At 68.2% G+C, this 24,599-nt stretch carries 24 protein-coding genes and 1 pseudogene; 13 read left to right on the top strand and 12 right to left on the bottom strand.

Annotated elements, in window-relative coordinates; all coding sequences use genetic code 11:
* The first annotated feature begins 76 nt into the window (after nucleotides 1–76).
* Nucleotides 77–730: a PEPxxWA-CTERM sorting domain-containing protein gene (locus tag ABC347_RS00715; protein WP_413243874.1), complete on the top strand. Its 654-nt coding sequence runs from the start codon at nucleotides 77–79 to the stop codon at nucleotides 728–730.
* Nucleotides 731–812: 82 nt separating this feature from the next.
* On the opposite strand, the gene ABC347_RS00710 is transcribed toward ABC347_RS00715, so the two are convergent.
* The 3 genes from ABC347_RS00710 to thiS form a co-directional block, all read right to left on the bottom strand.
* A complete protein-coding gene (locus ABC347_RS00710) occupies nucleotides 813–995 on the bottom strand; it encodes a CsbD family protein (protein ID WP_413243873.1) in 183 nt (60 codons plus the stop codon).
* A 63-nt stretch (nucleotides 996–1,058) separates the two neighbouring features.
* Nucleotides 1,059–2,285, bottom strand: coding sequence for a low temperature requirement protein A (locus tag ABC347_RS00705; protein WP_413243872.1), 1,227 nt, complete (start codon nucleotides 2,283–2,285; stop codon nucleotides 1,059–1,061).
* Between the two features lie 4 nt (nucleotides 2,286–2,289).
* Nucleotides 2,290–3,294, bottom strand: a complete 1,005-nt coding sequence (gene thiS / locus ABC347_RS00700) for a sulfur carrier protein ThiS (protein ID WP_413243871.1) — start codon at nucleotides 3,292–3,294, stop codon at nucleotides 2,290–2,292.
* A 133-nt stretch (nucleotides 3,295–3,427) separates the two neighbouring features.
* On the opposite strand from thiS, the gene aroQ reads away from it, so the two are divergent.
* The 7 genes from aroQ (at nucleotide 3,428) to ABC347_RS00665 (ending at nucleotide 8,423) form a co-directional block, all read left to right on the top strand.
* Entirely contained in the window at nucleotides 3,428–3,862 is a 435-nt protein-coding gene (aroQ, locus tag ABC347_RS00695) for a type II 3-dehydroquinate dehydratase (RefSeq protein WP_413243870.1), read from the top strand.
* Between the two features lie 40 nt (nucleotides 3,863–3,902).
* On the top strand, nucleotides 3,903–4,397 hold the full coding sequence (accB, locus tag ABC347_RS00690) for an acetyl-CoA carboxylase biotin carboxyl carrier protein (RefSeq protein WP_413243869.1): 495 nt from the start codon (nucleotides 3,903–3,905) through the stop codon (nucleotides 4,395–4,397).
* 6 nt (nucleotides 4,398–4,403) lie between these two features.
* Nucleotides 4,404–5,753, top strand: a complete 1,350-nt coding sequence (accC, locus tag ABC347_RS00685) for an acetyl-CoA carboxylase biotin carboxylase subunit (RefSeq protein ID WP_413243868.1) — start codon at nucleotides 4,404–4,406, stop codon at nucleotides 5,751–5,753.
* On the top strand, nucleotides 5,750–6,088 hold the full coding sequence (arsC, locus tag ABC347_RS00680) for an arsenate reductase (glutaredoxin) (RefSeq protein ID WP_413243867.1): 339 nt from the start codon (nucleotides 5,750–5,752) through the stop codon (nucleotides 6,086–6,088). The genes accC and arsC overlap by 4 nt, the downstream gene beginning before the upstream one ends.
* Nucleotides 6,089–6,214: 126 nt before the next feature.
* Nucleotides 6,215–6,919 (top strand): PEPxxWA-CTERM sorting domain-containing protein, encoded by a 705-nt coding sequence (locus ABC347_RS00675; protein ID WP_413243866.1) that lies wholly within the window; start codon nucleotides 6,215–6,217, stop codon nucleotides 6,917–6,919.
* Nucleotides 6,920–6,967: 48 nt separating this feature from the next.
* Entirely contained in the window at nucleotides 6,968–7,705 is a 738-nt protein-coding gene (locus tag ABC347_RS00670) for a ParA family protein (protein ID WP_413243865.1), read from the top strand.
* Between the two features lie 160 nt (nucleotides 7,706–7,865).
* A complete protein-coding gene (locus ABC347_RS00665) occupies nucleotides 7,866–8,423 on the top strand; it encodes a PEPxxWA-CTERM sorting domain-containing protein (RefSeq protein ID WP_413243864.1) in 558 nt (185 codons plus the stop codon).
* Nucleotides 8,424–8,514: 91 nt separating this feature from the next.
* Here the strand turns inward: ABC347_RS00665 and ABC347_RS00660 are convergent, their stop codons facing one another.
* The 3 genes from ABC347_RS00660 to ABC347_RS00650 are packed head-to-tail and all read right to left on the bottom strand — an operon-like array spanning nucleotide 8,515 to nucleotide 14,347.
* The gene (locus ABC347_RS00660) at nucleotides 8,515–9,960 is read right to left on the bottom strand and encodes an efflux transporter outer membrane subunit (protein WP_413243863.1); all 1,446 of its coding nucleotides are present in this window, start codon (nucleotides 9,958–9,960) and stop codon (nucleotides 8,515–8,517) included.
* Nucleotides 9,953–13,132: a multidrug efflux RND transporter permease subunit gene (locus ABC347_RS00655; protein ID WP_413246970.1), complete on the bottom strand. Its 3,180-nt coding sequence runs from the start codon at nucleotides 13,130–13,132 to the stop codon at nucleotides 9,953–9,955. The genes ABC347_RS00660 and ABC347_RS00655 overlap by 8 nt, the downstream gene beginning before the upstream one ends.
* 9 nt (nucleotides 13,133–13,141) lie before the next feature.
* Nucleotides 13,142–14,347, bottom strand: coding sequence for an efflux RND transporter periplasmic adaptor subunit (locus tag ABC347_RS00650; RefSeq protein ID WP_413243862.1), 1,206 nt, complete (start codon nucleotides 14,345–14,347; stop codon nucleotides 13,142–13,144).
* 202 nt (nucleotides 14,348–14,549) lie between these two features.
* Here ABC347_RS00650 and ABC347_RS00645 point away from each other — a divergent pair, with 202 nt between their 5' ends.
* From ABC347_RS00645 to aat, 3 genes are read left to right on the top strand one after another with little or no spacing between them, the layout of a single operon-like run.
* On the top strand, nucleotides 14,550–15,113 hold the full coding sequence (locus ABC347_RS00645; RefSeq protein ID WP_413243861.1) for a TetR/AcrR family transcriptional regulator: 564 nt from the start codon (nucleotides 14,550–14,552) through the stop codon (nucleotides 15,111–15,113).
* A gap of 48 nt (nucleotides 15,114–15,161) precedes the next feature.
* Nucleotides 15,162–16,208: a YeiH family protein gene (locus ABC347_RS00640; protein ID WP_413243860.1), complete on the top strand. Its 1,047-nt coding sequence runs from the start codon at nucleotides 15,162–15,164 to the stop codon at nucleotides 16,206–16,208.
* A 31-nt stretch (nucleotides 16,209–16,239) separates the two neighbouring features.
* The gene (gene aat / locus ABC347_RS00635; protein ID WP_413243859.1) at nucleotides 16,240–16,956 is read left to right on the top strand and encodes a leucyl/phenylalanyl-tRNA--protein transferase; all 717 of its coding nucleotides are present in this window, start codon (nucleotides 16,240–16,242) and stop codon (nucleotides 16,954–16,956) included.
* Nucleotides 16,957–16,991: 35 nt separating this feature from the next.
* On the opposite strand, the pseudogene ABC347_RS00630 reads toward aat, so the two are convergent.
* The 6 genes and pseudogenes from ABC347_RS00630 to ABC347_RS00605 all read right to left on the bottom strand — a co-directional run.
* Nucleotides 16,992–17,225 (bottom strand): annotated as a pseudogene (locus tag ABC347_RS00630) (DUF2155 domain-containing protein); the annotation flags it as partial.
* Nucleotides 17,226–17,431: 206 nt separating this feature from the next.
* A complete protein-coding gene (gene mlaD / locus ABC347_RS00625; RefSeq protein ID WP_413243858.1) occupies nucleotides 17,432–17,980 on the bottom strand; it encodes an outer membrane lipid asymmetry maintenance protein MlaD in 549 nt (182 codons plus the stop codon).
* Nucleotides 17,977–18,372, bottom strand: a complete 396-nt coding sequence (locus ABC347_RS00620; RefSeq protein WP_413243857.1) for an NADH:ubiquinone oxidoreductase subunit NDUFA12 — start codon at nucleotides 18,370–18,372, stop codon at nucleotides 17,977–17,979. Before ABC347_RS00620 ends, mlaD begins: the two co-directional genes overlap by 4 nt.
* A gap of 56 nt (nucleotides 18,373–18,428) precedes the next feature.
* Nucleotides 18,429–18,941, bottom strand: a complete 513-nt coding sequence (locus ABC347_RS00615) for a DUF192 domain-containing protein (protein WP_413243856.1) — start codon at nucleotides 18,939–18,941, stop codon at nucleotides 18,429–18,431.
* A 5-nt stretch (nucleotides 18,942–18,946) separates the two neighbouring features.
* The gene (locus ABC347_RS00610; RefSeq protein ID WP_413243855.1) at nucleotides 18,947–19,483 is read right to left on the bottom strand and encodes a cold-shock protein; all 537 of its coding nucleotides are present in this window, start codon (nucleotides 19,481–19,483) and stop codon (nucleotides 18,947–18,949) included.
* A gap of 158 nt (nucleotides 19,484–19,641) precedes the next feature.
* Nucleotides 19,642–20,163 (bottom strand): regulatory protein RecX, encoded by a 522-nt coding sequence (locus ABC347_RS00605; protein WP_413243854.1) that lies wholly within the window; start codon nucleotides 20,161–20,163, stop codon nucleotides 19,642–19,644.
* Between the two features lie 133 nt (nucleotides 20,164–20,296).
* Here ABC347_RS00605 and ABC347_RS00600 point away from each other — a divergent pair, with 133 nt between their 5' ends.
* Together ABC347_RS00600 and ABC347_RS00595 are read left to right on the top strand one after the other, a co-directional pair.
* The gene (locus ABC347_RS00600; RefSeq protein ID WP_413243853.1) at nucleotides 20,297–22,051 is read left to right on the top strand and encodes a fatty acyl-AMP ligase; all 1,755 of its coding nucleotides are present in this window, start codon (nucleotides 20,297–20,299) and stop codon (nucleotides 22,049–22,051) included.
* A gap of 146 nt (nucleotides 22,052–22,197) precedes the next feature.
* On the top strand, nucleotides 22,198–24,558 hold the full coding sequence (locus ABC347_RS00595; RefSeq protein WP_413243852.1) for a putative bifunctional diguanylate cyclase/phosphodiesterase: 2,361 nt from the start codon (nucleotides 22,198–22,200) through the stop codon (nucleotides 24,556–24,558).
* The last annotated feature ends 41 nt before the right edge of the window (nucleotides 24,559–24,599 follow it).

The following is a 24,599-nucleotide window of genomic DNA, read 5'->3' as shown; positions in this document are numbered from 1 at the left end:
AATGTTAACCATCGGCGGCTTTTGAAAAGGGCCGCGCCGCGCGGCATCGATCGATCCGACTTTGGGGGATCGAATGATGAAGCGCGCGTTTCTGGCCGTCACCTGCTGCATCGCCGCGCTGGCCGCGGCGCCGGCGTCGGCCGCACCCGTCACCTATACGCTGGCCGGCACGTTCGGCATCGCCGGCGTGCCGATCTTCGGCACGATCACTGCGCCGCTCAGCTTCGTCGGGATGGGCGATACCGAAGTCTATGGCCAGACGACGATCGGCGGGTTGACCGCCAATATCTTCGAGCTCGAAAGCTTCACCGCCAGCTATCGCGGCTTCTCGATCGATCTTGGCAGTTCACTTCGGTTCGGCGCGGCCTCCGATCTCGGCATCATCGGCTTCGGCGACTCCGCCACTGGCCTCGGCGCCGTGTTCCGGTCGCCCGCGCTCATCGGCTATGATGGCCGCAGCTCGATCGGCCCGGTACCGCTCACCTTCCTGGGCGTGGCGACCGGCATGGGCGGCGGCAGCAGCTTCGCCACCCCGGCGTTGCTCGACACCTATGGTCATGGCGGGCATCATGGCGGCCCGCGTATCACTGCGGTTGCCAATGCCACCTTCACTGCCGTCGTCTCGGCCGTGCCGGAACCGGCTGCATGGGCATTGATGATCGGTGGCTTCGGTCTGGTCGGCGCCGCGCTGCGCCGCGCACGCGTCAGCCAGGTGCGTTACGCCGGCTGATCGATCGATTGCAGACATGAAAACGCCGCCGGAGATCTTGCGTCTCCGGCGACGTTGCTTTGCGACCCAAATGGGTATGCGATCAGATCTTGTCGCCGAGCGCGCCCTTGACGCTGCCCTTGACGTCCTGCGCGGTGCCCTTGGCCTGCTGGGCTTCGCCCTCGGCCACCAGCCGCTCGTTATCGGTTGCCTTGCCGACGGCTTCCTTCACGTTGCCCGCGACCTTGTTGCCGGCAGCTGCGACCTTGTCGGTGAATTCACCCATCTCTAAAGTCTCCGGTCTGGCCTGCGCCACACACGCGCAGGCTTCGGAAAACATAACTTAAATCTAGGCGGACGGTTCCGTTACGATCCCGTTTTCGCCTGCCCCTGCGTCGGGATCGATGTGGCGCAGCGCCCACGCCTCCCATGCCGCCACGCCGATCAGGATGGCCGTCACCGTCATCGCCAGCGACAAGGGGCTGTGCCAGCCGCGCGACACGAACGCCGCCCCCAACACGCCGATCCCGGCCAGGTGCGAGACGGGAAAGCGGATCGCCGCGGTCGCATGCTTGAACAGCGCGGCCCCCAGCAGGTACAGCGCGGCCCCGCCGGTGATCGCGATCGCCTCGGCCGTCTTCACGGCGCCCCCGGGATGCTCGATCACGATCTCGTCCGATGCGGCGGATACGATGATCCCCGCGATGATCGGCAGGTGCAGATAGGTATAGGCGTTGCGTGCCAGCCGCCCGGGCTCGCCGCTTTCGGCGATCCGTTGGCTGGCCTGGCGCGCGCCGATCGCGAAATAGATCCACCACAGCGCCAGCGATCCGGCAAAGGCGGTGCCCAGTGCGGCGAAGCTCAACCCCGACCAGTCGAGATCGGCATGGGTCGCCCCCGTCACCAAGATCGATTCGCCCAGCGCGATGATCACGAACAGCGCGCAGCGTTCGGCCATATGCTCGCCGGATACGCCGCCGTCGCGCAAGCTCGATCGGCCGAGCCCGGGCACCCGGAACCCTATCGCGGGCGCCGCCGCCTCGATCAGGATCGCCAGCCCCCACAGCGCCAGCCGCGTCTCACCACCGCTGAAGCCGCCGGTGATCCAGGGAATAGCAGACAATGCCGTCCATACGCAGACCCGGCGGAAATGGCTGGCCTGGTCCGCATCCTGGCCGCGCACCGCACACAGCAGGAACAGGCTCCGCCCCAACTGCATCGCCACGAACGCGCCCGCGAAGAATAGTCCGCGCGTATCGAACGCCTTGGGGATTGCCATCGCCAGCACCAGCCCCGCCGCCATCATCGCGAAGATGGCGAACCGCACCGGCAGCCGCTCCACGTCCAGCCGGTTGGTGGCCCAGGTGGTGTTGATCCACACCCACCACACCGCCGTCACCAGGATCGCGATCCGCAGCCCGCCGCCCGGTGTCAGATTGTCGAGCAGCGCGTGCGACAGCTGGGTCACCGCGAACACGAACACCAGGTCGAAGAACAGTTCGACGAACCCCACCCGGTCCTGGTCCGGCCGCTCGTCGTCGATGTCGCGCCGCAGCAGGCTCGTCGAAGCCTTCATCCGCTCAGATGAGTCCCGCCAGCGGGCTCGACGGATCGGCATAGCGGCGCTTGCCCATCCGGCCCGCGCGATACGCCATCCGCCCGGCTTCCACCGATGCCTTCATCGCCGCCGCCATCAGGATCGGGTCGCGCGCCTCGGCGATCGCGGTGTTCATCAGCACGCCGTCGCAGCCCAGCTCCATCGCCACTGCCGCGTCCGATGCGGTGCCCACGCCCGCATCCACCAGCACCGGCACCTTGGCACCTTCCACGATCAGGCGGATCATCACCGGGTTCTGCAGCCCCAGCCCCGATCCGATCGGCGCGCCCAGCGGCATGATCGCCACTGCGCCGGCATCCTCCAGCCGCTTCGCCGCGATCGGGTCGTCCGCGCAATAGACCATCGGCTCGAACCCTTCCTTGGCCAGAATCTCGGTCGCGCGCAGCGTCTCCAGCATGTCGGGATAGAGGGTCTTGGCCTCGCCCAGCACTTCCAGCTTCACCAGCGTCCAGCCGCCCGCCTCGCGCGCCAGCCGCAGCGTGCGCACCGCCTCGTCCCCCGTGAAGCAGCCGGCGGTGTTCGGCAGATAGGTGATCCGCTTGGGATCGATATAGTCGGTCAGCATCGGCGCCTTTGGATCGGCGATGTTCACGCGCCGCACCGCCACCGTCACGATCTCCGCGCCCGATGCCTCCACCGCCGCCGCGTTCTGCGCGAAATCCTTGTACTTGCCCGTGCCCACGATCAGCCTTGATCGGAAGCTGCGCCCCGCCACCGTCCAACGGTCCTCGTCCACGGCCGCGGCATGATCGCCCCCGCCCACGAAATGCACGATCTCCAACTCGTCGCCGTCCTCGATTTTCACGTTCGCCAGCGTCGATCGCGGCACCACCGCCAGGTTGCGCTCCACCGCCACCTTCTCGGGGGCCAGACCCAGCTCGTGCGCCAGCTCGGCGATGGTCATGCCGTCGTTCACGCGGCGATGCTCGCCATTCACCCGGATGCTGATCGTGCCGTCGGTGCTCATGTCGATGTCAGTCTCCGTTCGTCCCGAGCGAAGTCGAGGGACGCGAGGGCCAGGCGAAACGTGTCTCGACTTCGCTCGACACGAACGGGTAGGTCGGTCTCCTATAGCGTGGCTGCAAGAGAGCGGAACCCATATGGCCGAAACCGTCTTCATCCTGAACGGCCCTAACCTCAACCTGCTCGGCCTGCGCGAGCCCGAGATCTACGGGCACGATACGCTCGACGACATTGCCGGCCGGTGCGAGGATCATGCCCAGGCGCTCGGCCTCACGGTCGATCTGCGCCAGTCCAACCATGAAGGCCATCTGGTCGATTGGCTGCACGAGGCGAATGCGCTGCCCGCGCGCGCGGTGCTGCTGAATGCGGGCGGCTTCACCCACACCTCGGTCGCGCTGCACGATGCCATCAAGGCGATCCGCGTGCCGGTGATCGAGGTGCATCTGTCGAATCCGCATTCCCGCGAAGCCTTTCGCCACAAGAGCCTGATCGGCATGGCCGCGAAAGGCACGATCGCGGGTTTCGGTGCGCTCTCCTATCTGCTTGCGCTGGACGCGGCGGCCAAGCTCTGACAGAGGCGGCCGATTGCAGAACAGATTTGAAGGGTCCTCAATGACCGACACCTCCGACGCGCCGGGCGCGATGCAGGTCGATGCCGGCTTGGTCCGCCACCTGGCCGAACTGCTCGATGCCAGCAACCTGACCGAGATCGAGGTCCAGGACGGCGATCGCCGCATCCGCGTGGTCCGCCAGGCCGCCGCCGTGGCCGCCGCCCCCATCTATCATGCCGCGCCCGCCGCAGCGCCGGCACTGGCCCCCGCCGCCGCGCCTGCCGCCGCCGCCGCGCCCGCGGTCGATCCGGCCGGCGATCATCCCGGCACGGTCCGCTCGCCGATGGTCGGCACCGTCTATCTGGCGGGTGAGCCCGGCGCGCCGGCCTTCGCCGCCGCAGGCACCCGGGTCGAAGCCGGCGATACGCTGCTGATCGTCGAGGCGATGAAGGTCATGAACCCGATCGTGGCGCCGCGCGCGGGCCGCGTGTCGGCGGTGCTGGTCGAAAATGGCCAGCCGGTGGAATTCGATCAGCCGCTCGTCGTCGTCGAGTAAGGCGGCATGGCCATCGAGAAGATCCTGATCGCCAATCGTGGCGAAATCGCGCTTCGCATCCACCGCGCCGCGCATGAAATGGGCATCAAGACAGTCGCGGTCCATTCCACCGCCGATGCCGATGCCATGCACGTCCGGCTCGCCGATCACGCCGTCTGCATCGGCCCGCCGCCGGCCGGCGAAAGCTATCTCAACATCCCCAACATCATCGCCGCCGCCGAAATCTCGGGGGCCGACGCGATCCACCCGGGCTACGGCTTCCTCAGCGAGAATGCCCGCTTCGCCGAAATCGTGGAAAGCCACCAGATCATCTGGATCGGCCCCAAGCCCGAACATATCCGCACCATGGGCGACAAGATCGAGGCGAAGCTGACCGCAGCCAAGCTCGGCCTGCCGCTGGTGCCGGGGTCGGATGGGCCGCTCGAGTCGATCGAACAGGCCAAGGCGGTTGCTACCGAGATCGGCTATCCCGTATTGATCAAGGCCGCCTCGGGCGGCGGCGGCCGCGGCATGAAGGTCGTGCCGTCGGAAGACCAGCTCGAGACGCTGATGCAGCAGGCGGGGTCGGAGGCGAAATCGGCCTTCGGCGACGACACCGTCTACATGGAAAAATATCTCGGCGATCCGCGCCATATCGAATTCCAGATCTTCGGCGATGGCAACGGCAACGCCATCCATCTGGGCGAGCGCGACTGCTCGCTCCAGCGCCGCCACCAGAAGGTGCTGGAAGAAGCGCCCTCGCCCGTCATCTCCGCCGCCCAGCGCAGCGAGATGGGCGATCGCGTGGCAAAGGCGATGGCCGACATGGGCTATCGCGGCGCGGGCACGATCGAATTCCTGTACGAGAATGGCGAATTCTATTTCATCGAGATGAACACCCGCCTGCAGGTGGAGCATCCGGTGACGGAAGCGATCACCGGCCTCGATCTGGTGCGCGAACAGATCCGCATCGCCGATGGCAAGCCGCTCACGTTGCGCCAGGAAGACGTCGTGTTCCGCGGCCACGCGATCGAATGCCGCATCAATGCAGAGGATCCGCGCACCTTCGCGCCCTCGCCCGGGCTGGTGAAGGGCTATCACGCGCCCGGCGGCATGAATGTCCGCGTCGATAGCGGCCTCTATGCCGGCTATAAGGTGCCGCCCTATTACGACAGCATGATCGCCAAGCTGATCGTGTACGGCACCAGCCGCGACGGCGCGATCCGCCGCCTGCGCCGCGCGTTGGAGGAATTCGTTATCGACGGCGTCAAGACCACGATCCCGCTCCACCAGAAGCTGATCGAGGATCCCGAATTCAAGTCGGGCGACTATACGATCAAGTGGCTGGAACAATGGCTGGCGAAGGACGGGCAGTGAAGGCAGTCATCTGGCATAATCCGCGCTGCTCCAAGTCGCGCGAGGCGCTGGCGATCCTGAACGACACGCCCGGCGTCGAAGTCGAGATCGTCGAATATCTCAAGCAGCCGCCGACCCGCGCCGAGATCGAGCGGCTGCTCGACAAGGGCGGCCTTTCTCCGCGCGATATCCTGCGCCATGCCGAGCCCGAGGCGAAGGCACTGGCCGATGGCCGCGACGATGCCATCCTCGATGCCATGGTCCGCTTCCCGATCCTGATCGAACGGCCGATCGTGGAAACCGAAAAGGGCGTCCGCCTGGGCCGGCCGCCCGAGGCGATCCGCGAGATCCTGTAGCGGGACATACGTCCCGTTTCGACACAGTCGAATATCGTCCGGATCCACGTTGACGGGTTGGCCGCCAATCCCACGCCTGTCCCCTTTGAGCATTCGCATGACGCGGGCGCGAACCAGGGGATCGACATGAACAGATATGCTATGATGGCGGCCGCGGCGATGGCGTCGCTTGCGGGCACGGGCCAGGCCGCGACCACCGTGGTCACGGTCAACGGCAACGACAATCCGTTCCTGGCCGGCGCGCCCGACGGAGCCGTCGCGCTGGGCGATACCGCGCCTGACCAATCGCCCACGCTGGCGCTGACCGGCTTCGATACCAGCCAGTCGATCACGTTCGCGGCGGTCGGCGGCTTCGATTTCGCCGGCGGCGTCCCTGCAGCAAGCGCTGACGGAAGCTTCCTTATCACAATGGGCGATGCACTCGGCATTTCGGGTGCGACCGGTGTCGCGGCCAACGGGCTGGTGGGCGTCTTTCTCGATGACAGCACGCCCGGCGGCACCGCGCCGGCCAAGCGTGACGACGGCCTGTCCTTCACCACGCTTGCGCCCGAGCTTCGCCAGATCTTCTGGATCGGGGACGGCCTGACCGGCACCGGCACCGGCACCGTGCAGACCTTCTTCGCGCCCGCCGGCGCCACCCGCCTGTTCCTCGGCTCGGTGGACGGCTCGGGCTGGTTCAACAACAGCGGCGTCTCGACGGTCACGATCAACTATACCGCGCTTGGCGGCCCCGCGGTGCCCGAGCCGGCCGCCTGGGCGCTGATGATCGGCGGCTTCGGCGTCGCGGGCACGGCGTTGCGCCGGCGCGCATCTTCGGCGGCGGCAGCCTGATCCGCTGCCCGCCACGCTGCCGTCACAATCGATCGGCAGCGTGGCGGGATGGCGACGATCGCGGTGTTCAGCCTGAAGGGTGGCGTCGGCAAGACCACGCTGGCGGTCAACCTCGCCTGGGCCGCCGCAGTCAACTCTGCGCGGCGCACTTTGCTGTGGGATCTCGATCCGCAGGCGGCCTCCACCTTCATCCTGGGCGGCGATGCGATGGTGCGGGACGAGGCGCAGGCCGTGTTCGCGCGCGACATCGCGCCCGATCGGCTGATCCGCGCCACGGCCACGCCGGGCCTCGATCTGCTGCCGTCCGATGCCTCGCTGCGCGGGCTCGATCGCTTCTTCTTCGGGCTCGGCAAGAAGAAGCGGATGACGCGTCTGATCGAGGCGCTCGACAGGACGCATGATCGCATCATCCTGGATTGCCCGCCCGGGCTGACCGAGACCGCGGATCAGGCGATGCGCGCCGCGACCCTGATCCTGGTGCCCGTCGTCCCCTCCGCGCTGTCGCGGCGCGCGTTCGATGAGGTCGTCGCGCATCTCGCGCGCGAACATGGGCGCCACGCGCCGATCCTGCCCGTCTTCTCGATGGTCGATCGCCGCCGCGCGCTCCACACCGCGGCGCTCGCCGCCGATCCGGACTGGCCAGTGATCGGCATGGCCAGCGTGGTCGAGCAGATGGGTCAGCGACGCGCGCCGCTCGGCAGCTATGCCGCCCACGGCCCCGTCGCCGCCCAGTTCGCAGCGTTGTGGACCGGGATCGAAGCGCGGCTGGCCGGATGCCCACGCTGACCGCAGTCACACGCGCCGAGCATGACAAATCCTAACCGCTTCAATAACTTGATCGTTACTGTTTCAGAACGGGATTCTGACTATGGCAGTTGTCTTCTTTGCTTAGCGGACATTGGATAAGATCACGGTGTTACAGCGTTCAACACTGGGGAGAATCATGATGAAACAATTGTTTATCGCCGCCGCCGCGCTGACAATGCTGACCGGCACCGCGAACGCGGCGGGCTTCGACGGGGCCGAGATCCAGTATCAGTTCTTCTTCCCGGATCTCTCGACGCCGCTTGGCTCGACGCAGACCGCGATCGTCGGTGCGGGGCTCGAGTTCGATGATCCCACTGCCTTCTATCAGGTAGATCTCTCTGGCTTCACCTTCACCGTCACCGACACGTTCGGCGGATCGAACACGGTCAGCGACTTCAACGGCTTCGTGCTGAGCGACATCTCCGACAATCTGGCCGCCATCACCGGCGTTAGCTTCACCGGTGGCGGCTTTGCCGGCGAATCGCCGATCCTGTCGTTCGATGCGGACAATATCTTCCTGAACTTCGCCAACATCACGCAGAGCACAGCTCCCGGCACGACCTACAGCTATGCCGTCACCTTCGCGACGACTGCGGTGCCGGAACCGGCGGCGTGGGCGCTGATGATCGGCGGCTTCGGCGCGGTCGGCGGCACGATGCGTGCGCGCCGCCGCATCACTCAGTCCAGCCTCGCCTGATCCTTCGGGGGCGCCCAGGAAAGCCGTCGGCGGCGACGCCGGCGGCTTTTCGCTGTCCGCTGGATCCGGCCTGGCGATCCCGATAGGGCGCTTACGGCGCGGCCGGCCCGCTCAGCCCGCCGCCCAGCGCGACATAGAACGCCACCAGATTGTCGGCATCGGCACGGTGCAGCTGGATCAGCGCCTGTTCGGCATCGAACAGGTTGCGCTCGGCATCCAGCACCTCAAGATATTGCGCCACGCCGTTCTGGTAACGCAGCCGCGCCAGCCGCGCGAGCGACCGCTGCGCCACCACCGCGCGCTGCTGCGCCGCCACCTGATCCGCCAGCCAGCGCCGCCCGGCCAGCGTATCGGCCACTTCCTGGAACGCGACCTGCACCGCCTTCTCATAGGCCGCCACCGCGATATTCTCGCGCGCCCGCGCCACGGTCAGGTTGCCGCGCAGCGCGCCGCCGTCGAAGATCGGCAGCCGGATCGCGGGGCCGAAGCTCCAGGTCAGCGTGTCGTTCGTGAACAGCCCGTCGAGCTGGTTCGATGCGAAGCCCGCGCTGCCCGTCAGTGAGATCGACGGGAAGAACGCCGCCCGCGCCGCGCCGATATTGGCCCGCGCGGCGCGCAGCGTCTCCTCGGCCGAAAGGATGTCGGGCCGGTTGGTCATCAGTTCGGATGGCAGGCCGGGGTCGAGTGCGCGCTGCAGCTGCTGCGCATCCAGCCGCAGCGGATCGGGCAGCGGCGTGGTGATCGGCCCGCCCACCAGCACGGACAGCGCATTGTCGGTCTGCGCCTGCGTCAGCCGCAGCGATGCCAGCTCGGTCTCCGCCTGGGTCAGCAGCGTCTCCGCCTGGCGATAGTCGAGAGCCGAAGTCACGCCCGCATCCAGTCGCCGCTTGGCGATCCGCACCCCCTCGCGCCGGCTGGTCACCGTCCGCTCGGCCAGCGCCACCCGTTCCGCCGCCTCGCGGCTGGCGAAATAGGTGCTGGATACGTCGCGGATCAGCGACAGCCGGAAGGCACGCTCGGCCTGCACGGTCGACAGATATTGTGCGCGCGCGGCTTCGGAAAGATTGCGCACCCGCCCCCAGAAATCGAGCTCGAACGACGAGACGCCGACGCCGATGTCGTAGCGGTTGAAGGTGAAGGAGGTCACCCCGCCCGTGCCTGTACCCGTGCCGCCGCCGACGCCGCCGGCCGCGCCGCCGAACGATGCGGTGTTGCTGCGGCTGCGCGTGAAGCCCGCGGTGCCGTCGATCTGCGGCAGCCGTTCCGCATTCTGGATGCGATACTGGCCGCGCGCTTCCTCGATCCGCGCCACCGATTGCGCCAGATCCCGATTGCGCTCCAGCGCCTGCCCGACCAGCACTTCCAGCCGCGGATCGACGATGAAGTCGCGCCAGTCCAGATCGACCGCGCGGATCACGCCGCCGGCCGGGTTGCCGGGATAGGCACCAGCGGTGGGCAGCGCCGGCCGTTCGTGCGGCGGCGCCAGGCTGCACCCGGCGAGCAAGGTCGCCGCCATCAGGATCGCGCGTTCACGCATGCTGCGGCTCCTTCGCGCCGCCATCGCCGGCGGCGGGCCCATGGCCCTTGTAATGGCAGGCCGGATCCTTGCGCGTCAGCCAGGTCCGCACCGCCAGATAGAAGACGGGGATGAAGAAGATGCCCAGGATCGTGGCGGCGATCATGCCGCCCATCACGCCGGTGCCCACCGCCTGCCGGCTGGCCGCGCCGGCACCGGTCGCGATCACCAGCGGCACCATGCCCAGGATGAACGCCAGGCTGGTCATGATGATCGGCCGCAGCCGCAGCTTCACCGCAGACATGGTGGCGTCGAACAGGTTCAGCCCGCGCGCCTGTTCCTCGATCGCGAATTCCACGATCAGGATCGCGTTCTTCGCCGAAAGCCCGATGATCGTGATCAGGCCGACATTGAAATAGATGTCGGCGTTCAGCCCGCGCAACAGCGAGAACAGCGCTGCCCCCAGCACGCCCAGCGGCACCACCAGCAGCACCGCCACCGGCACCGTCCAGCTTTCGTAGAGCGCGGCCAGCACCAGGAACACGACGATCATCGACAGCCCCAGCAACAGGCCGATCTGCCCTGCGGACTGTTTCTCCTCATAGGAGATTCCGGTCCATTCATAGGCGAAGCCCTGCGGCAGCTGGCTCGCCAGCCGCTCCATCTCGGCCAGCGCCTCGCCGGTCGATCGGCCGGGCGCGGCCTGGCCCGCGATCGTCATCGCCGAATAGCCGTTGTAGCGTTGCAGCTCGGGCGCGCCCGATGTCCACGTCACCTTGGTGAAGGCGCTGAACGGCACCATCTGGCCCTCGGCGTTGCGCACGCGCAGCGCCAGCAGGTCCTCGGGCGTCATCCGGTAGGGCGCATCCGCCTGCAGCACCACGCGCAGCACGCGGCCGTCGCGGTTGAAGTCGTTGGCATAGGCCGAACCGAAGCTGATCGCGAGCGTGGCGTTCACATCGCCGATCGACAGGCCCAGCGCCCGGGCGCGCACCCGATCGATCTCGACGCGCAGCTGCGGCGCATCCTCCTGGCCCTCGGGCCGCACGCCCACCAGCACCTTGCTCTGCGAAGCCATGCCCAGCAGCTGGTTGCGCGCCGCCAGCAGCGCAGCGCCGCCCTGCCGCCCGCGGTCCTCGAGCTTGAAGGAGAAGCCCGATGCGTTGCCCAGCTGCTGGATCGGCGGCGGGTTCACCACGAACACCATCGCTTCCTTGATCTGCGAAAGCGCGCCCATCGCCTTGCCCAGCAGCGTCGCCGCGCTGTTCTCGTCGCCCTTGCGCTCGTCCCAGGGGTGCAGCGGCACGAACACGATGCCCGCGCTCTGCCCCTGACCGAAGAAGCTGAACCCGCGCACCCGCACCGTGTCGCGCACCTGCGGCTGCTGGTGGAAGAAGTTCACCAATTCCTCACCCGCGACGTTGGTGCGGTCGATCGTCGCCCCGGGCGGCGCCTGGATGATCGCGATCAGATAGCCCTGGTCTTCGTCGGGCAGGAAGCCGCCCGGCAGGCGGAAGAACAGGAACGCGGTCAGCGCCACCACGCCCAGGAACACCGCCATCCAGCGCAGCGGCGCTTTCAGCATCCGGCCCACGCCGCGCTGATATTTGTCGGTCGTCTTCTCGAACCCGCGGTTGAACTTGCCGAAGAAGCGTCCGATCAGCCCTGGCTTCTCCTCGACATGTTCCTTGTCGTGCGGCTTCAGGAAGGTCGCGCACAAGGCGGGCGTCAGCGTCAGCGCCAGCAGCGCGGAGAAGGCGATCGACACCGCCAGCGTGACCGAGAATTGGCGATAGATGCCGCCGGTCGATCCCGGGAAGAACGCCATCGGCAGGAACACCGCGATCAGCACCAGCGTGATGCCCACGATCGCGCTGGTGATCTGGTCCATCGCCTTCACGGTGGCGTCGTGGGGGGAAAGCCCCTCCTCGGCCATGATCCGCTCGACATTCTCGATCACCACGATCGCGTCGTCGACGAGGATGCCGATGGCCAGCACCATGCCGAACAGCGTCAGCACGTTGATCGAGAAGCCGAATGCGGCAAGCCCCAGGCACGCGCCCAGCAGCGCGATCGGCACCACCAGCGTCGGGATCAGCGTGGCGCGCAGATTCTGCAGGAACAGCAGCATCACCAGGAACACGAGGAACATCGCCTCGCCCAGCGTCACGATCACTTCGTGGATCGATGCGTCCACGAACGGCGTGGTGTCGTACGGGACCGACCAGCTGACATCGCCGGGCAGCGTCGGCGCGATCTCGGCCAGCCGGTCCTTCACGCCCTGCGCGGTCGACAGCGCATTCGCGCCGTTGGTCAGCTGCACCGCCATGCCCGCCATCGGCTTGCCGCTGAGCTCGGTGCCCGAGATATAGTTGTACGCGCCGAGCTCGACCCGCGCGACATCCTTCAGCCGTACGGTCGATCCGTCCGGATTGGCCTTCAGGATGATCTCCTGGAACTGCTCGGCCCGCGTGAAGCGATTCGATGTCACGATCGTCGCGTTGATGTCGATGTTGCGGGTCGCCGGCAGGTCGCCGATCTGGCCACCGGCGGATTGGCTGTTCTGCTCCTGCACCGCGGCCAGCGCCTCGGATGCGGACAGCGAATAGGAAGCCAGCTTCTCGGGATCGAGCCAGATCCGCATCGCATATTCGGATCCGAACAGCGTCACGTCACCCACGCCTTCCACGCGGCGCAGTTCGTCGATCACCTGGGTGGTGGCGACATTGCCCAGCTCCAGCGATGGCGTCTCGCCACTCTTGGATGTCAGCGCCACGATCATCAGGAAGCCGGAATTGGCCTGCGCCACCGCGATGCCTTGGCGGCGCACTTCTTCGGGAAGCCGCTGCTCGACCCGGCTCAGCCGGTTCTGCACCTCGACCTGCGCGATATCGATGTCGGTGCCGCTCTCGAAGGTGAGCGTGATCTGCGCGGTGCCGTTCGATCGGCTGGTGGAGGCCATGTAGAGGAAGCCCTCGACCCCGTTCAGCTCCTGCTCGATGACCTGCGTCACATTCTGCTCGAGCGTGGCAGCATCCGCACCGGGATAGGCGACGCTGATCGAAAGCGATGGCGGCGCCACGGACGGATATTGCTCGATCGGCAGGCCGCGCAGCGCGATGAAGCCGGCCAGCGCGATGCCGAGCGCGATCACCCAGGCGAAGACCGGGCGGTCGATGAAGAAGCGGGACATCGACATGGGTTATTCTTTCCGGGCGGCGACGGGCGGCGCGATCTTGGCGCCGGGCCGGCGCGGCGGGCTGTTGTCGATCTTCACCGGGGCGCCGGGCCGCACCTTCTGCAGCCCGTCCACGATCACGCGCTCGCCCTGCTTCAGGCCGCTGCGGATCACCCAGTTGCCGCCCTGCAGATCGCCCACCGTCACCGGCCGCGCTGTGGCGACATTGTTCTGGCCGACCACCATCACGCTCGCGCCCTGCGGCGTCATCTGCACCGCCCGCTGCGGCACCACGATGCCGTTGGCGATCCGACCCGCCTCGATCCGCGCACGCACGAACTGGCCGGGCAGCAGCGTGCGATCGACATTGGGGAAGGACGAGCGCAGCGACACCGATCCGGTGGTCTCATCGACCGAAAGGTCGAGGAAGTTGAGATGGCCGACCGGTCCGTAGGGAACCCCGTCCTCCAGCACCAGCCGCACCGGGATGCGGTCGAACTGCGGCACCTTTACCCGGCCCGCAGCGATATCGCGGCGCAGGTCCAGCAGGTCGCTGTTCGATTGGCTGAAGTTCACATACACCGGGTTCAGCTGCTCGACCCGAGTCAGCAATGTCGCCTCGCCCATGCTCACCAGCGCGCCTTCGGTCACTTCGGCGCGGCCGACGCGGCCGGAAATCGGCGCTGTTACCGTGGTGTAGCTCAGGTTCAGCTGCGCGGCACGCACCGCCGCCTGCGCCTGCGCGACATCCGCTGCGGCCTGGCCCGAGGCGGCGATCGCGGCGTCATTTTCCTGCTTGCTGATCGCCTGCTCGCCGACCAGCGGGCGATAGCGCGCGACGACCGACCGCGCATTCGCCGCCGTCGCCTGCGCGCGGGTCAGCTGCGCACGGGCCTGGTCCAGCGCCGCGCGCAGTTCGCGCGGGTCGATCCGGAACAGCGGCGTGCCGGCGCGCACGTCGGTGCCTTCCTCGTACAGCCGCCGCTCGACGATGCCGGTCACGCGCGCCCGCACCTCGGCGGTCCGCACCGCCTGCACTCGGCCGGGCAGCTCGATGATGTTGGTGATCTCGGTCGGCCGGATCGTCACGATCCTCACCGCGGCCGGCGGCTGCTGCGCTCCAGTCCCGCCAGGCCCGGTCTGGTTGCCTTCGCCTTCGCCCGATCCGCATGCCGCCAGCGCGATCATCATCGCCAGCGCGCCCGCCCTCGGTGCCGAACCCAGCCGCATAGGATAATCCCCTTCGCCGGGCGCGGAGTCGCGGCCGGACCATTGCAATTCAGGATTCCGTAATGTAACGAACATTACAGGTCAATATGGATTGTGCTTCGCAGCATGAAGGGAGGACGAGATCGACGCCCGCTCCGCGCATGACGCCGCCGACAGCGCGGCCGTAAGTACATCTCGTCGCCGTAACGAACGGCGCTCGGCGATGTTGCATGCGGCCCGCGAACTCTTTCTGGAGCGCGGCTATGCAGGGGTCGCTCTCAGCCATGTCGTGCGCCGCTCGGGCGGCTCGCTCGCCACGCTCTATGATCTGTTCGGCAACAAGGCGGGCCTGCTGCGCGCCGTGGTGACCGAAGGGCGCGACGACGATCTCGGCGAAATCGATCGCTACATCGCCGAGGGCCATCCCCCACGCGCCGTGCTGCGCCACATGGCCGCGCTCTTCCACGCCAAGATGTCGGCCCATGATCGCGCCGGGCTGGTGCGGATCGTGCTGGCCGAATCGCTGTCCGATCCGGAATTCGCGCGTGCCTTCCACGAACAGGTGCGCATGCCCGCGATCGAGCATCTCGCCGGCCTGCTCGGCCGCTGGACGGCGGAAGGGCGCGCCGCGATCGATCGCCCGCTCGATGCCGCCGAACAATTTTTCGCACTGGTGATGCAGAACGAAGTCGGCGCGCTCTGCTGCACCGGCACCGAACCGCGCCCCGAACCGCTGTCGATCGATTGGCGCATCGCCCCCTTCCTCAGCCACTACCGCATCGATTGATCCTCGCGGCGGATTGCGCCGCCCCCCGCATCGCGCAAAGACGGGGGCGTGACGCCGCGCCCGCTGCCTGCCGCCGCCGATCTGTTCGGCGATCTCGAACCGGCGCCGCGCGTCGGCTGGCGCGATTATCTGCCCGGCCTCGCGGTCAGCGCACTGGCCGCGATGGCCGCGGCCTTCCTGGCTGATCATTACGGCGCGCCGCTCACGTTGATGGCGCTGCTGGTCGGGCTCGCGCTCAACTTCCTCGGCGGCGAACCGCGGCTCGCGCCGGGCCTGGCCTTTGCCGCGCGCACGCTGCTGCGGCTTGGCATCGTGTTGGTCGGGCTGCGGCTGTCGTTTGCGCAGTTCGCCGATCTCGGCCTGCCGGCGCTGCTCGCGATCGTGGCGATTGCGGGGCTGGTGCTGCTGGCCGGCATCGTCATCGCCCGCGCGCTGGGATTCGATCCCGCCTTCGGGGCCTTCGTCGGGGGCTCGGTCGCGATCTGCGGCGCTTCCGCGGCACTGGCGCTGGCCACCGTTCTGGGTGAGCGCCGCATCCCGGCCAGCCGGCTCGCGCTGGTGCTGGTCGGCGTGTCGGGCGCCAGTTCCGCCGCCATGTTCGCCTATCCGATCATCGCGCGCGCGATCGGCCTCGATGATGCGCAGGCCGGCTTCATGATCGGCGCTGCGATCCACGATGTCGCGCAAGCGCTGGGCGCCGGCTATGCGGTCTCGCCGCAAGCCGGGGAAGTCGCCGCGATCGTCAAGCTCATCCGCGTCGCGCTGCTCGCTCCGGTGCTGGCCATCGTCGCGGCCTGCTGGCCGCTGCCCGGCGCCGCCCGCGCCAATCCGCTGGCGTTGCCCTGGTTCGTCGCCGGCTTCTTCGCGATGGCCGGGCTGGCCTCGCTGGATCTGGTCCCCGCCCCGGTCGCGACAGCCTCCTCCAGCGCGACCGCGGCGCTGCTGGCGTGGGCGGTCGCGGCCACCGCGATCCGCGCACCGATGCGGGATCTGCTGGCCGCCGGCCGCCGCCCGCTCATCCTGATCCTGCTCGTCTCGCTGGTGGCGCTGCTGCTGGCGGCGACGGGCGCCGCGCTGCTGATCCGCACGGCTTGATTTGCCGCGGGCGGCGGGTCAGGCTCGCAGCGTGGCCGTGCTCGATCCCGATCTTCTGCTGAAAGCCTATGCGATCGGCGTCTTCCCGATGGCGGACAGCCGCGCCGCGCAGGAAGTCTTCTGGGTCGAACCCAAGCAGCGCGGCATCCTGCCGCTCGATGAATTCCGGCTGTCGCGCTCCCTGGCGCGCACGATCCGCTCGGATCGCTTCCATGTCACTCGCGATCGCGCCTTCGCCCGCGTCGTCGCGCACTGCGCGGAGGCGACCGAGTTGCGCCCCGATACCTGGATCAATCCGGATATCGAGGCCGCCTACGCTACGCTCCACGCCCGCGGCCACGCCCATTCGATCGAAGCCTGGGCGGGTGATGAGCTAGTCGGCGGGCTCTACGGGGTCACGCTCGGCGGCGCCTTCTTCGGCGAAAGCATGTTCAGCCGCGCGCGCGATGCATCCAAGGTGGCGCTGGCCCATCTTGTCGCGCGGCTGCGCTTCGGTGGCTTCCGGCTGCTCGATTGCCAGTTCATCACGCCCCACCTCGCCTCGCTCGGCGCGATCGAGATCGGGCGCGATGCCTATGTGTCGTTGCTCGATTCCGCGCTCGGGGTCGGTCCTTCGGGGGTTTCGGTATCCGCCGATTTCGGTGCGCTCGATCGCCGCGCGGGCGCAGCGCCGGGCAGCGATGCCGGCAGCGTATCCGGCCCGATATCGGGATGGCGCATCGTGCAGCTCTTGGGCCAGACGTCGTAGATCGGGTGCTCGACCACGTTCAGCGACGGCGATTCCTTGTACAGCCAGCCTGAAAAGGCGCGCCGCCACTGGCCGTCGCGGCCCCGGATATCGGTCTGCACGAATGCGCCGGTCAGCTGCTCGGCTTCCCACGGGGCAGTCATCTCGCAGGCGCGCAGCCGCACGATCACGTCGCCCACGCGCTGCGCCTGGCCGGGCTTCAGCGTCAGGTCGCGCCACAGCCCGTTGCGCTTGTTCAGCAGGCCGATCACCGCCACCCGCTCGGCCATCGGCGTCGCGGCGCGGCTGGCGGGGGGCGCGGCGGGCTCGCTGCGGCGGCGCGGGGCGGCGGCAGCAGGCGCGGCTTCCGTCGGTGCCTCGGCAACGGGCGCGGGCGTCACGACCGGGTCGGGCAGCGTCTCGGTCTGCAGCGCGATCGCCTGCCAGCCGATCGCGGCGGCCAGCAGCCCCCCGCCCGCCAGCGCGAGCGCGCGTCTCACGGGTTGGGCAGCTCGGCGGCCAGGCTGCCCGGTGCCGGCGGGGTCGCGGCCGCGCCGGCCCCCTGCTCGGCACTGCCTGCGGCGGCGCCATCGGCGGGCTTGTTGATGAACTGGCCGATCAGCCCCATCATATCGATCGCCCCCTGAGTATCCAGGATGGTATCGCCCGATTTCAGCGGCGTCTCCGATCCGCCCGGGATCACGGCCAGGAAAGTGCCGCCCAGCAGCCCTTCCGACGTCACCGCCGCGCTCGAATCGCTCGGCAGCTTCACGGTCGGGTCCAGCGCCAGCTGAACCTTCACCTGATAGCTTTGCGGATCCAGCGCCAGCGCGGAAACCGTGCCCACCTTCATGCCCGCCACGCGCACGTCGGTGCCAACATTCACGCCGCTGGCGTTGGGGAACAGCGCGTTGACCGTCATCGCCTTGCCGCCGCCCAGCCCGCCGGTGCGGCCGAGCGCGAAGGTCACGAACCAGATCGCCAACACCACCACGGCCAGGCCCAGCAGCGCCTCGGCCACATTCTCACGCATTACCGATCTCACTGGCCCGGGCTCCACGCTTCATAGTCGCCGGTCGCCGCCGCGCGCTTGCCGCCCGCCTCCAGCGCACCGGCCGGGCGATAGGCTTCGCGCGTGCCGGTCAGGTTCGGCGCCGGCGGTTTTTCCCAGCGGCGCTGCTGCGGCAGCTCGTTCGGGGTCAGGTCGGTCGTGCCGTGCAGCCAGCCATGCCATTCGGGCGGCACGCGGCTGGCGTCGTTCGATCCGGAATAGATCACCCAGCGCCGCACCCGGCCGCTGGCATCGGCCTTCTTCGCCTGAAAATAGGCGTTGCCCAGCGCATCGCTGCCCACGCTTGCGCCATTGCGGCGGCTGAACAGGCTGGTGCCGATGGTGGCGCCGTTCCACCATGTGAAGATATTCGCGAGCAGACCCATGGCCCGAGCGCTTAGCGCGGGATGCGCGCCAGCGGAAGCCCCGGTGGCGTGTCGGCCTATCCGCCCCAGCGGATCCGGTCGCCCGCCGCGATTCCCTGCGCCCGCGCCTGGCCGCCGGCGATCTCGAACACCGCCGCCACCGGCTCGCCCGATTCGACCGGATCCAGCGACAGCGGCACCGTATTCTCGGCGATCAGCGCGATCGTGCCGTCGGCCCGCACGAAGATCATGTCGAGCGGGATCAGCGTGTTGCGCATCCAGAAGCTGGCCGGGCGCGGCGGATCCATCGGAAAGATCATGCCGGTCCGCGGCGCCAGCGCGGTGCGGAACATCAGCCCCAGCATCTGTTCCTCGTTGCTGCGCGCCACTTCCACCCGAAAGCCGATCCGCTTGCCGCGCGCGGTGGTGATCGTCAGCGGCGCCATCGCGCGCACCGGATTGCGCGGATCGCCGCCGATCGCCTGCGCGCCGGTCGCCGGTGCCCGCGCCGCGATCGGGTCGCCCCCCGCCTGGCACGCGATCAGGGCCAGCCCGGCCATCAGGACGGTGGTCGAAACGGCGATACGCATGAAGACTACTCCGGAGACTGGACAACCACGGCAAGCGGGCCCTTGCGCCCCTCCGCAATCCGCGCGCGCAGCCGCTGCTCGGGCTCCAGCTCGATCAGGCCGCCGCGGCGCACCGTCTCCATATGCACGAAGATGTCCTTGTCGTCACCGTCGCGCACCAGGAAGCCATAGCCTTTCAGCCGGTTGAACCACTTCACCGTCACCGGCTCCAGCACGCCCGCGGCTTCGATCAGGTCGCTGGGGTCGATCCGGTCCGCCGCCCGGCGCGTCGCCAGGTCGGGATCGGGCCCGGTCGCGGTCGAAAGATCGATCGCGGTCACCGATTTCGCTTGCAGCCCGCGATCGCGCCGCACCACCTGGCACGCGATCCGCGCGCCTTCGGGCAACGTGCGCCGGCCATGATCGCGCAGCACCGAGAAATGGACGAGGATGTCGCCTTCGTCATGGTCGCCCACCACGAAGCCGAAACCGCGCGTCGCGTCGAACCATTTCACCAGGCCGGTGGCCGCGAAACTCTCTTCCTCGGCACGGTCGTGCGGCATCGTCCCGGGGATCCCCATCCCCTCGACCACGCTCACAACGCTTTCCAAAGCAACTGGCCGATCCATGTTCATCCGGCCTCATCCCCCACTAGAACGGTGCAGGCTATCACGTTCGAATCCGGAATCGAAGGCGCAATGTAATGCGCGTCGCAACCGTACTATTCCGGGAATTCCTCGGGCGCGGATTGCAGGATCCGGCTCGCCGTCTGGGGATCGTGGCCGGCGCGCATCAGCGCCGCGAATGCCCGCCGCCGCGCCGTCTCGTCCATCGGCGCGCGCGCAAAAGGGCCGATCCGCCGCCGCCGGGCAAAGGCCAGCGCGCTTTCCATCGGGTCCTCGTCCGCATCGATCACTGCCGCCCGGTCGTCGGGCTCGATCCCCGCCGCGCTCAGCGCCTGCGATCGCCGCCTGCGCCCGAAGCCGCGTCGCGCCAGCGCCTGTTCGCGGGCCGCGGCAAAGGCGCGGTCGTCGACATAGCCCAGCCCCGCGATCCGCTGCACCAGCGCCTCGATCGGCGGGGCGCCCGTCCCCGCCCAGCCGCGCTCGCGCAGCTTTCGCGTCAGATAGGCTGCCAGCTTGGCCCGGGTAGTCGCGTAGCGACCGACATAATGCAGCGCGAGCGCTCTCAGCCCGTCCTCGTCCAGCGCTGGACGGTTGCGATTTGATGAAGGTCGTGCCACGCGCCACGTTTGTGCCACAGTGGGGCCGGATTTTGAACGCCGTGCCCGCGTTATTCGGCAGATTGAAAAAGTGTGAACCTTGTCCGGGGCTGCGTGAATGCCATCCGGGTCGCGAAAGAAGGAGTTGCCGACGGTGCGCAATGATGTTGCCGGCACGTCGACAGAAGAATTGCTGCCCACGCCGACCGACGATGCCCAGCCGCGGCTGTTCTCGACCTTCGGCACGCTGGGCGAAGCGCTCGATTATGCCGCCGAAGGCCAGCGTGGGCTGAACTTCCACGATGCCCGCGGTGCGCTGGCGCGCGCCTATCCCTATGCCGAACTGCGCGCCGATGCGCTCGATGCCGCGCGCCGCCTGGTCGCGCACGGCATCCGCCCGCAGGATCGCATCGCGCTGATCGCGGAGACCGGGCCCGAATTCGCCGCGCTGTTCTTCGGCGCGGTCTATGCCGGCGCCTGGCCGGTGCCGCTGCCGCTGCCCACCTCGTTCGGCGGGCGCGACAGCTATATCGATCAGCTCAAGGTCCAGCTCGCCAGCTCGGACCCCGCGCTGCTGCTGTTCCCGGCCGAACTGGCGCCGATGGCGGAGGCAGCCGCTGCCGCCTCGGGCGTCGCTGCGATCGCATGGGAAACGCTGGCGCTGGAGCCGGCCGCCGATGTCGCGCTGCCCGCCGCCGATCCGGACGATATCTGCTATCTCCAGTATAGCAGCGGCTCCACCCGCTTCCCGCACGGTGTCGCGGTCACGCACCATGCGCTGCTCAACAATCTGTCCGCGCACGCCCACGGCATGGAACTGATCGAAAGCGATCGCTGCATTTCGTGGCTGCCCTGGTATCACGATATGGGGCTCGTCGGCTGCTTCCTCTCGCCGGTCGCCAACCAGGTGTCGGTCGATTATCTGAAGACCGAGGATTTCGCCCGCCGCCCGCTGGCCTGGCTCGACATGATCAGCCGCAATCCCGGCACCTCGATCAGCTATTCGCCCACCTTCGGCTACGATATCTGCGCGCGCCGCATGTCCAGCGTCACGCGCGCGTCGGATCGGTTCGATCTGTCGCGCTGGCGGCTGGCCGGCAACGGTGCCGACATGATCCGCCCCGATGTGATGCAGGCCTTCGTCGATGCCTTTGCAGAGGCCGGCTTCCGCGCCTCCGCCTTCCTTCCGTCCTACGGCCTGGCCGAAGCCACGCTGGCCGTGTCGATCATGCCGCCGGGCGAAGGCATCGTGGTCGAGCTGGTCGAGGAAACCGAGCTGTCCGGTGCCGATGCCACGCACGGCCGCCCGCAGCGCTACCGCGCGATCGTGAATTGCGGCAAGCCGGTCAAGGACATGGCGGTCGAGGTGCGCGAGGAAGACGGCACCCCGCTGCCCGAACGCGCGATCGGCAAGCTGTGGGCCAAGGGCCCCTCGATCATGCACGGCTATTTCCGTGATCAGGCCGCCACCGATGCCTGCCTGGTCGATGGCTGGCTCGATACCGGCGACATGGGCTATCTGTCGGATGGCTATGTCTACATCGTCGGCCGGGCGAAGGACATGATCATCATCAACGGCAAGAATCATTGGCCGCAGGATATCGAATGGGCGGTCGAACAGTTGCCCGGCTTCAAGGCGGGCGACATCGCCGCCTTCGCGATCACCACGCCGGGTGGGGAGGAGACGCCCGCCGTCCTCGTCCAGTGCCGTACGTCCGATAATGACGAGCGCGCCCGGTTGCGCGATGCGATCCGCGACAAGGTCCGCTCGATCACCGGCATGAACTGCGTGGTCGAACTGGTCCCCCCGCGCACGCTGCCGCGCACCTCGTCGGGCAAGCTCAGCCGCGCCAAGGCCCGCAATCTCTATCTCTCGGGTGAGATTCAGCCTTACGCGATCGCCGCCTGATCGATTTTTGCCGGCCGGGCCGCTTGACTTTGCCGTGACTTGGGCGCCGGCCGCTTGACTATGAAGTGCGACGGTCGCCAAAATAATTGTGGATGAATCAAGGCACGGTTACGCATCGCTAACCCTCCTGCTCGTAATCGGCGGGGGTGATCAGCCCGAACCCCGCCTCCGAAACTGCTGCGCCGATCGGATGGCGGGTCGTGCTCGGCTTTGTCGATCCGGCCGTGGCCGGCTGGTCGCAGGTCCGCGGCGCGCAATATGGCGCGCTCGCCCGCATCACACCGCTGCTCACGCTGATCCAGCTGGCGGGCGCCCTGATCCTGACCGCGCTGCTCTGGAACGCCGCCCCGCGCGACTGGCTCTGCGCGTGGACGGCGGCGATCAGCATCGCGATGCTTTCGGGCTATGTGACCGGTCGCCGGCTGATGCCGACGCTCCATCTCGGCCCGATGCCCGGCGCGCTCACCCGCACCGTGCTGCGCGGTGTCGCGCTCGGCCTGCTCTGGGCGCTGCCACCGATGATGCTGGCCGGCAACGGCTCGACCATGCACCAGCTCGCCGCCTGCCTGATCGCGGCCGCGATGATGGCCACCGTCACGCTCACCGCATCGCTGGTCCCGCTGGCGATGATCGCTTTCCTGGTGCCGGTCGGCATCGGGCTCACGTTCCTGATGCGCCCGTTCGGCGAACTGCTGATGATGGCGCTGCCCGTCTTCTACACGCTTGCGCTCTGCATCGGCGGCTTCGCGGCCGGCCGCGGCTTCATCCGCCGCCAGTGGACCGAGATCGCGCTGAAGGAAAAAGGCGAGGTCGTCAGCCTACTGCTCCGCGAATATGAGGAAAGTGGCGCCGACTGGCTCTGGCAGGTCGATACCGCCAAGCGGCTATTCGGCGTCTCCTCGCGCCTGGCCCGCGCCGCCGGCCGCACCGTCGCCACACTCGAAGGCAAGCCGCTGCTCGATCTGTTCGCCGGCGATGGCGGGGCCGCCGCGGCCTCGACCCAGCTGCGCGAGCTGATCGATCGCATGAACGCGCGCGAGCCGGTCGGAGAGCTGGAGCTGCCGATCGTCATCGACGGCGATCAGCGCTGGTGGGCGATTTCTGCCGCCCCCCGCCAGGATCTGCACGGCCAGTTCGCGGGCTATCGCGGGGTCGGCTCCGATATCACCGAACAGCGCCGCACGTCCGACAAGATCGAACGCATGGCCCGGTTCGATGCGCTCACCGGCCTCGCCAATCGCGGCCAGGTGATCGATACGCTGCGCCGTGCGCTGGCGTCCTCCACGCGCGAACGCACCCGTTGCGCGCTGCTGCTGGTCGATCTCGACAAGTTCAAGCCGGTCAACGACACGCTCGGCCACCCGGTCGGCGATCGCTTGCTCAAGCTCGTCGCCGAACGGCTGCGCGGCCTGCTGCGCGATGGCGAGCTCGGCGGCCGGCTCGGTGGCGACGAGTTCGCGCTCGTGCTCCGCGACGTCGATGATTCGACGCGGATCGATGCGCTCGGCGATGCGGTCATCGCGCGCCTGTCCGAACCGTTCGAGATCGATGGCGACATCATCCGCATCGGCGCCAGCGTCGGCAGCGCGCTTGGCCCGCGCGATGGCCGCAGCGTGGAAACGCTGCTGCGCAACGCCGATCTCGCGCTGTACCGCGCCAAGGATGATGGTCGCGGCGTCCATCGCCGCTACGATCCGTCGCTGCTGGCGGTCGCCGCCCGAAAACGCGCGATCGAAAGCGCGCTGCGCGAAGCGGTCGAAGCCGATGGTTTTGCGCTGCTCTACCAACCCGTGGTCGATGCCGATACCGGCCGGATCGAAAGCTTCGAAGCGCTGTTGCGTTTCTCGCACCCGGTGCTCGGCGATCTCGCCCCGGCCGATTTCATGCCGATCGCGGCGGAAGCGCGGCTGGCGCCCACGATCGCCGCCTGGACGCTGCGCCATGCCTGCGCCGAAGCTGCCCATTGGCCGGATGCGATCGCGGTGTCGGTCAACCTGTCGGCAGAACAGCTGGCCGACAAGCAGCTGCCCGCCACCATCCTCGCCTCGCTCGCCCATGCCGGGCTCCAGCCCGGCCGGCTGGTGCTCGAAGTCTCCGAACGCATCTTCCTGGGCCGCGATGCCGGGCTGGTCACCGTGCTCGATGGCCTGCGCGGGTTGGGCGTGCGGATCGTGCTCGATGATTTCGGCACCGGCTACGCATCGCTCGGCTATATGAAGCATCGCCGCTTTTCGGCCATCAAGATCGATGACAGCTTCGTGCGCGGCCGCTCCGCCACCCGCCCCGAAAGCGTGGCGATCGTACGCGCGGTGATCGCGCTGGCCGATGGACTCGACGTGCCGACCATCGCCGAGGGTGCCGAAACCCATGCCGAACTGGCGCGGATGTACGAACTGGGCTGCCGCCGCGTGCAAGGCGATCTCGCCGCCGCACCGATGTCGGCGGAAGCCGCGCGCGCGCTGATCGCTGGCCCCCCTGGCGAAGAGCCCAGCCGCAGCGTCGCCTGATCGCACCGCGGGTCTTGCGCGCTTCCGCCCGTCTCGCTATG

The sequence above is a fragment of the Sphingomonas canaveralia genome (assembly GCF_047238125.1).
Taxonomy (GTDB): Bacteria; Pseudomonadota; Alphaproteobacteria; order Sphingomonadales; family Sphingomonadaceae; genus JBDFMH01.
This window is presented reverse-complemented; position numbering and strand designations above follow the sequence as displayed.

Bases quoted from the DNA above. Each gene is read 5' to 3' on its own strand.
- thiS (WP_413243871.1), bottom strand. From the start codon at position 3,294: ATGAGCACCGACGGCACGATCAGCATCCGGGTGAATGGCGAGCATCGC.
- ABC347_RS00670 (WP_413243865.1), top strand. From the start codon at position 6,968: ATGGCGACGATCGCGGTGTTCAGCCTGAAGGGTGGCGTCGGCAAGACC.
- ABC347_RS00715 (WP_413243874.1), top strand. From the start codon at position 77: ATGAAGCGCGCGTTTCTGGCCGTCACCTGCTGCATCGCCGCGCTGGCC.
- ABC347_RS00620 (WP_413243857.1), bottom strand. From the start codon at position 18,372: ATGGGTCTGCTCGCGAATATCTTCACATGGTGGAACGGCGCCACCATC.
- aroQ (WP_413243870.1), top strand. From the start codon at position 3,428: ATGGCCGAAACCGTCTTCATCCTGAACGGCCCTAACCTCAACCTGCTC.
- ABC347_RS00655 (WP_413246970.1), bottom strand. From the start codon at position 13,132: ATGTCCCGCTTCTTCATCGACCGCCCGGTCTTCGCCTGGGTGATCGCG.
- ABC347_RS00710 (WP_413243873.1), bottom strand. From the start codon at position 995: ATGGGTGAATTCACCGACAAGGTCGCAGCTGCCGGCAACAAGGTCGCG.
- accC (WP_413243868.1), top strand. From the start codon at position 4,404: ATGGCCATCGAGAAGATCCTGATCGCCAATCGTGGCGAAATCGCGCTT.
- ABC347_RS00660 (WP_413243863.1), bottom strand. From the start codon at position 9,960: ATGCGTGAACGCGCGATCCTGATGGCGGCGACCTTGCTCGCCGGGTGC.
- ABC347_RS00665 (WP_413243864.1), top strand. From the start codon at position 7,866: ATGAAACAATTGTTTATCGCCGCCGCCGCGCTGACAATGCTGACCGGC.
- ABC347_RS00615 (WP_413243856.1), bottom strand. From the start codon at position 18,941: ATGCGTATCGCCGTTTCGACCACCGTCCTGATGGCCGGGCTGGCCCTG.
- ABC347_RS00645 (WP_413243861.1), top strand. From the start codon at position 14,550: ATGTTGCATGCGGCCCGCGAACTCTTTCTGGAGCGCGGCTATGCAGGG.
- ABC347_RS00650 (WP_413243862.1), bottom strand. From the start codon at position 14,347: ATGCGGCTGGGTTCGGCACCGAGGGCGGGCGCGCTGGCGATGATGATC.
- accB (WP_413243869.1), top strand. From the start codon at position 3,903: ATGACCGACACCTCCGACGCGCCGGGCGCGATGCAGGTCGATGCCGGC.
- ABC347_RS00675 (WP_413243866.1), top strand. From the start codon at position 6,215: ATGAACAGATATGCTATGATGGCGGCCGCGGCGATGGCGTCGCTTGCG.
- ABC347_RS00705 (WP_413243872.1), bottom strand. From the start codon at position 2,285: ATGAAGGCTTCGACGAGCCTGCTGCGGCGCGACATCGACGACGAGCGG.
- ABC347_RS00610 (WP_413243855.1), bottom strand. From the start codon at position 19,483: ATGCCGCACGACCGTGCCGAGGAAGAGAGTTTCGCGGCCACCGGCCTG.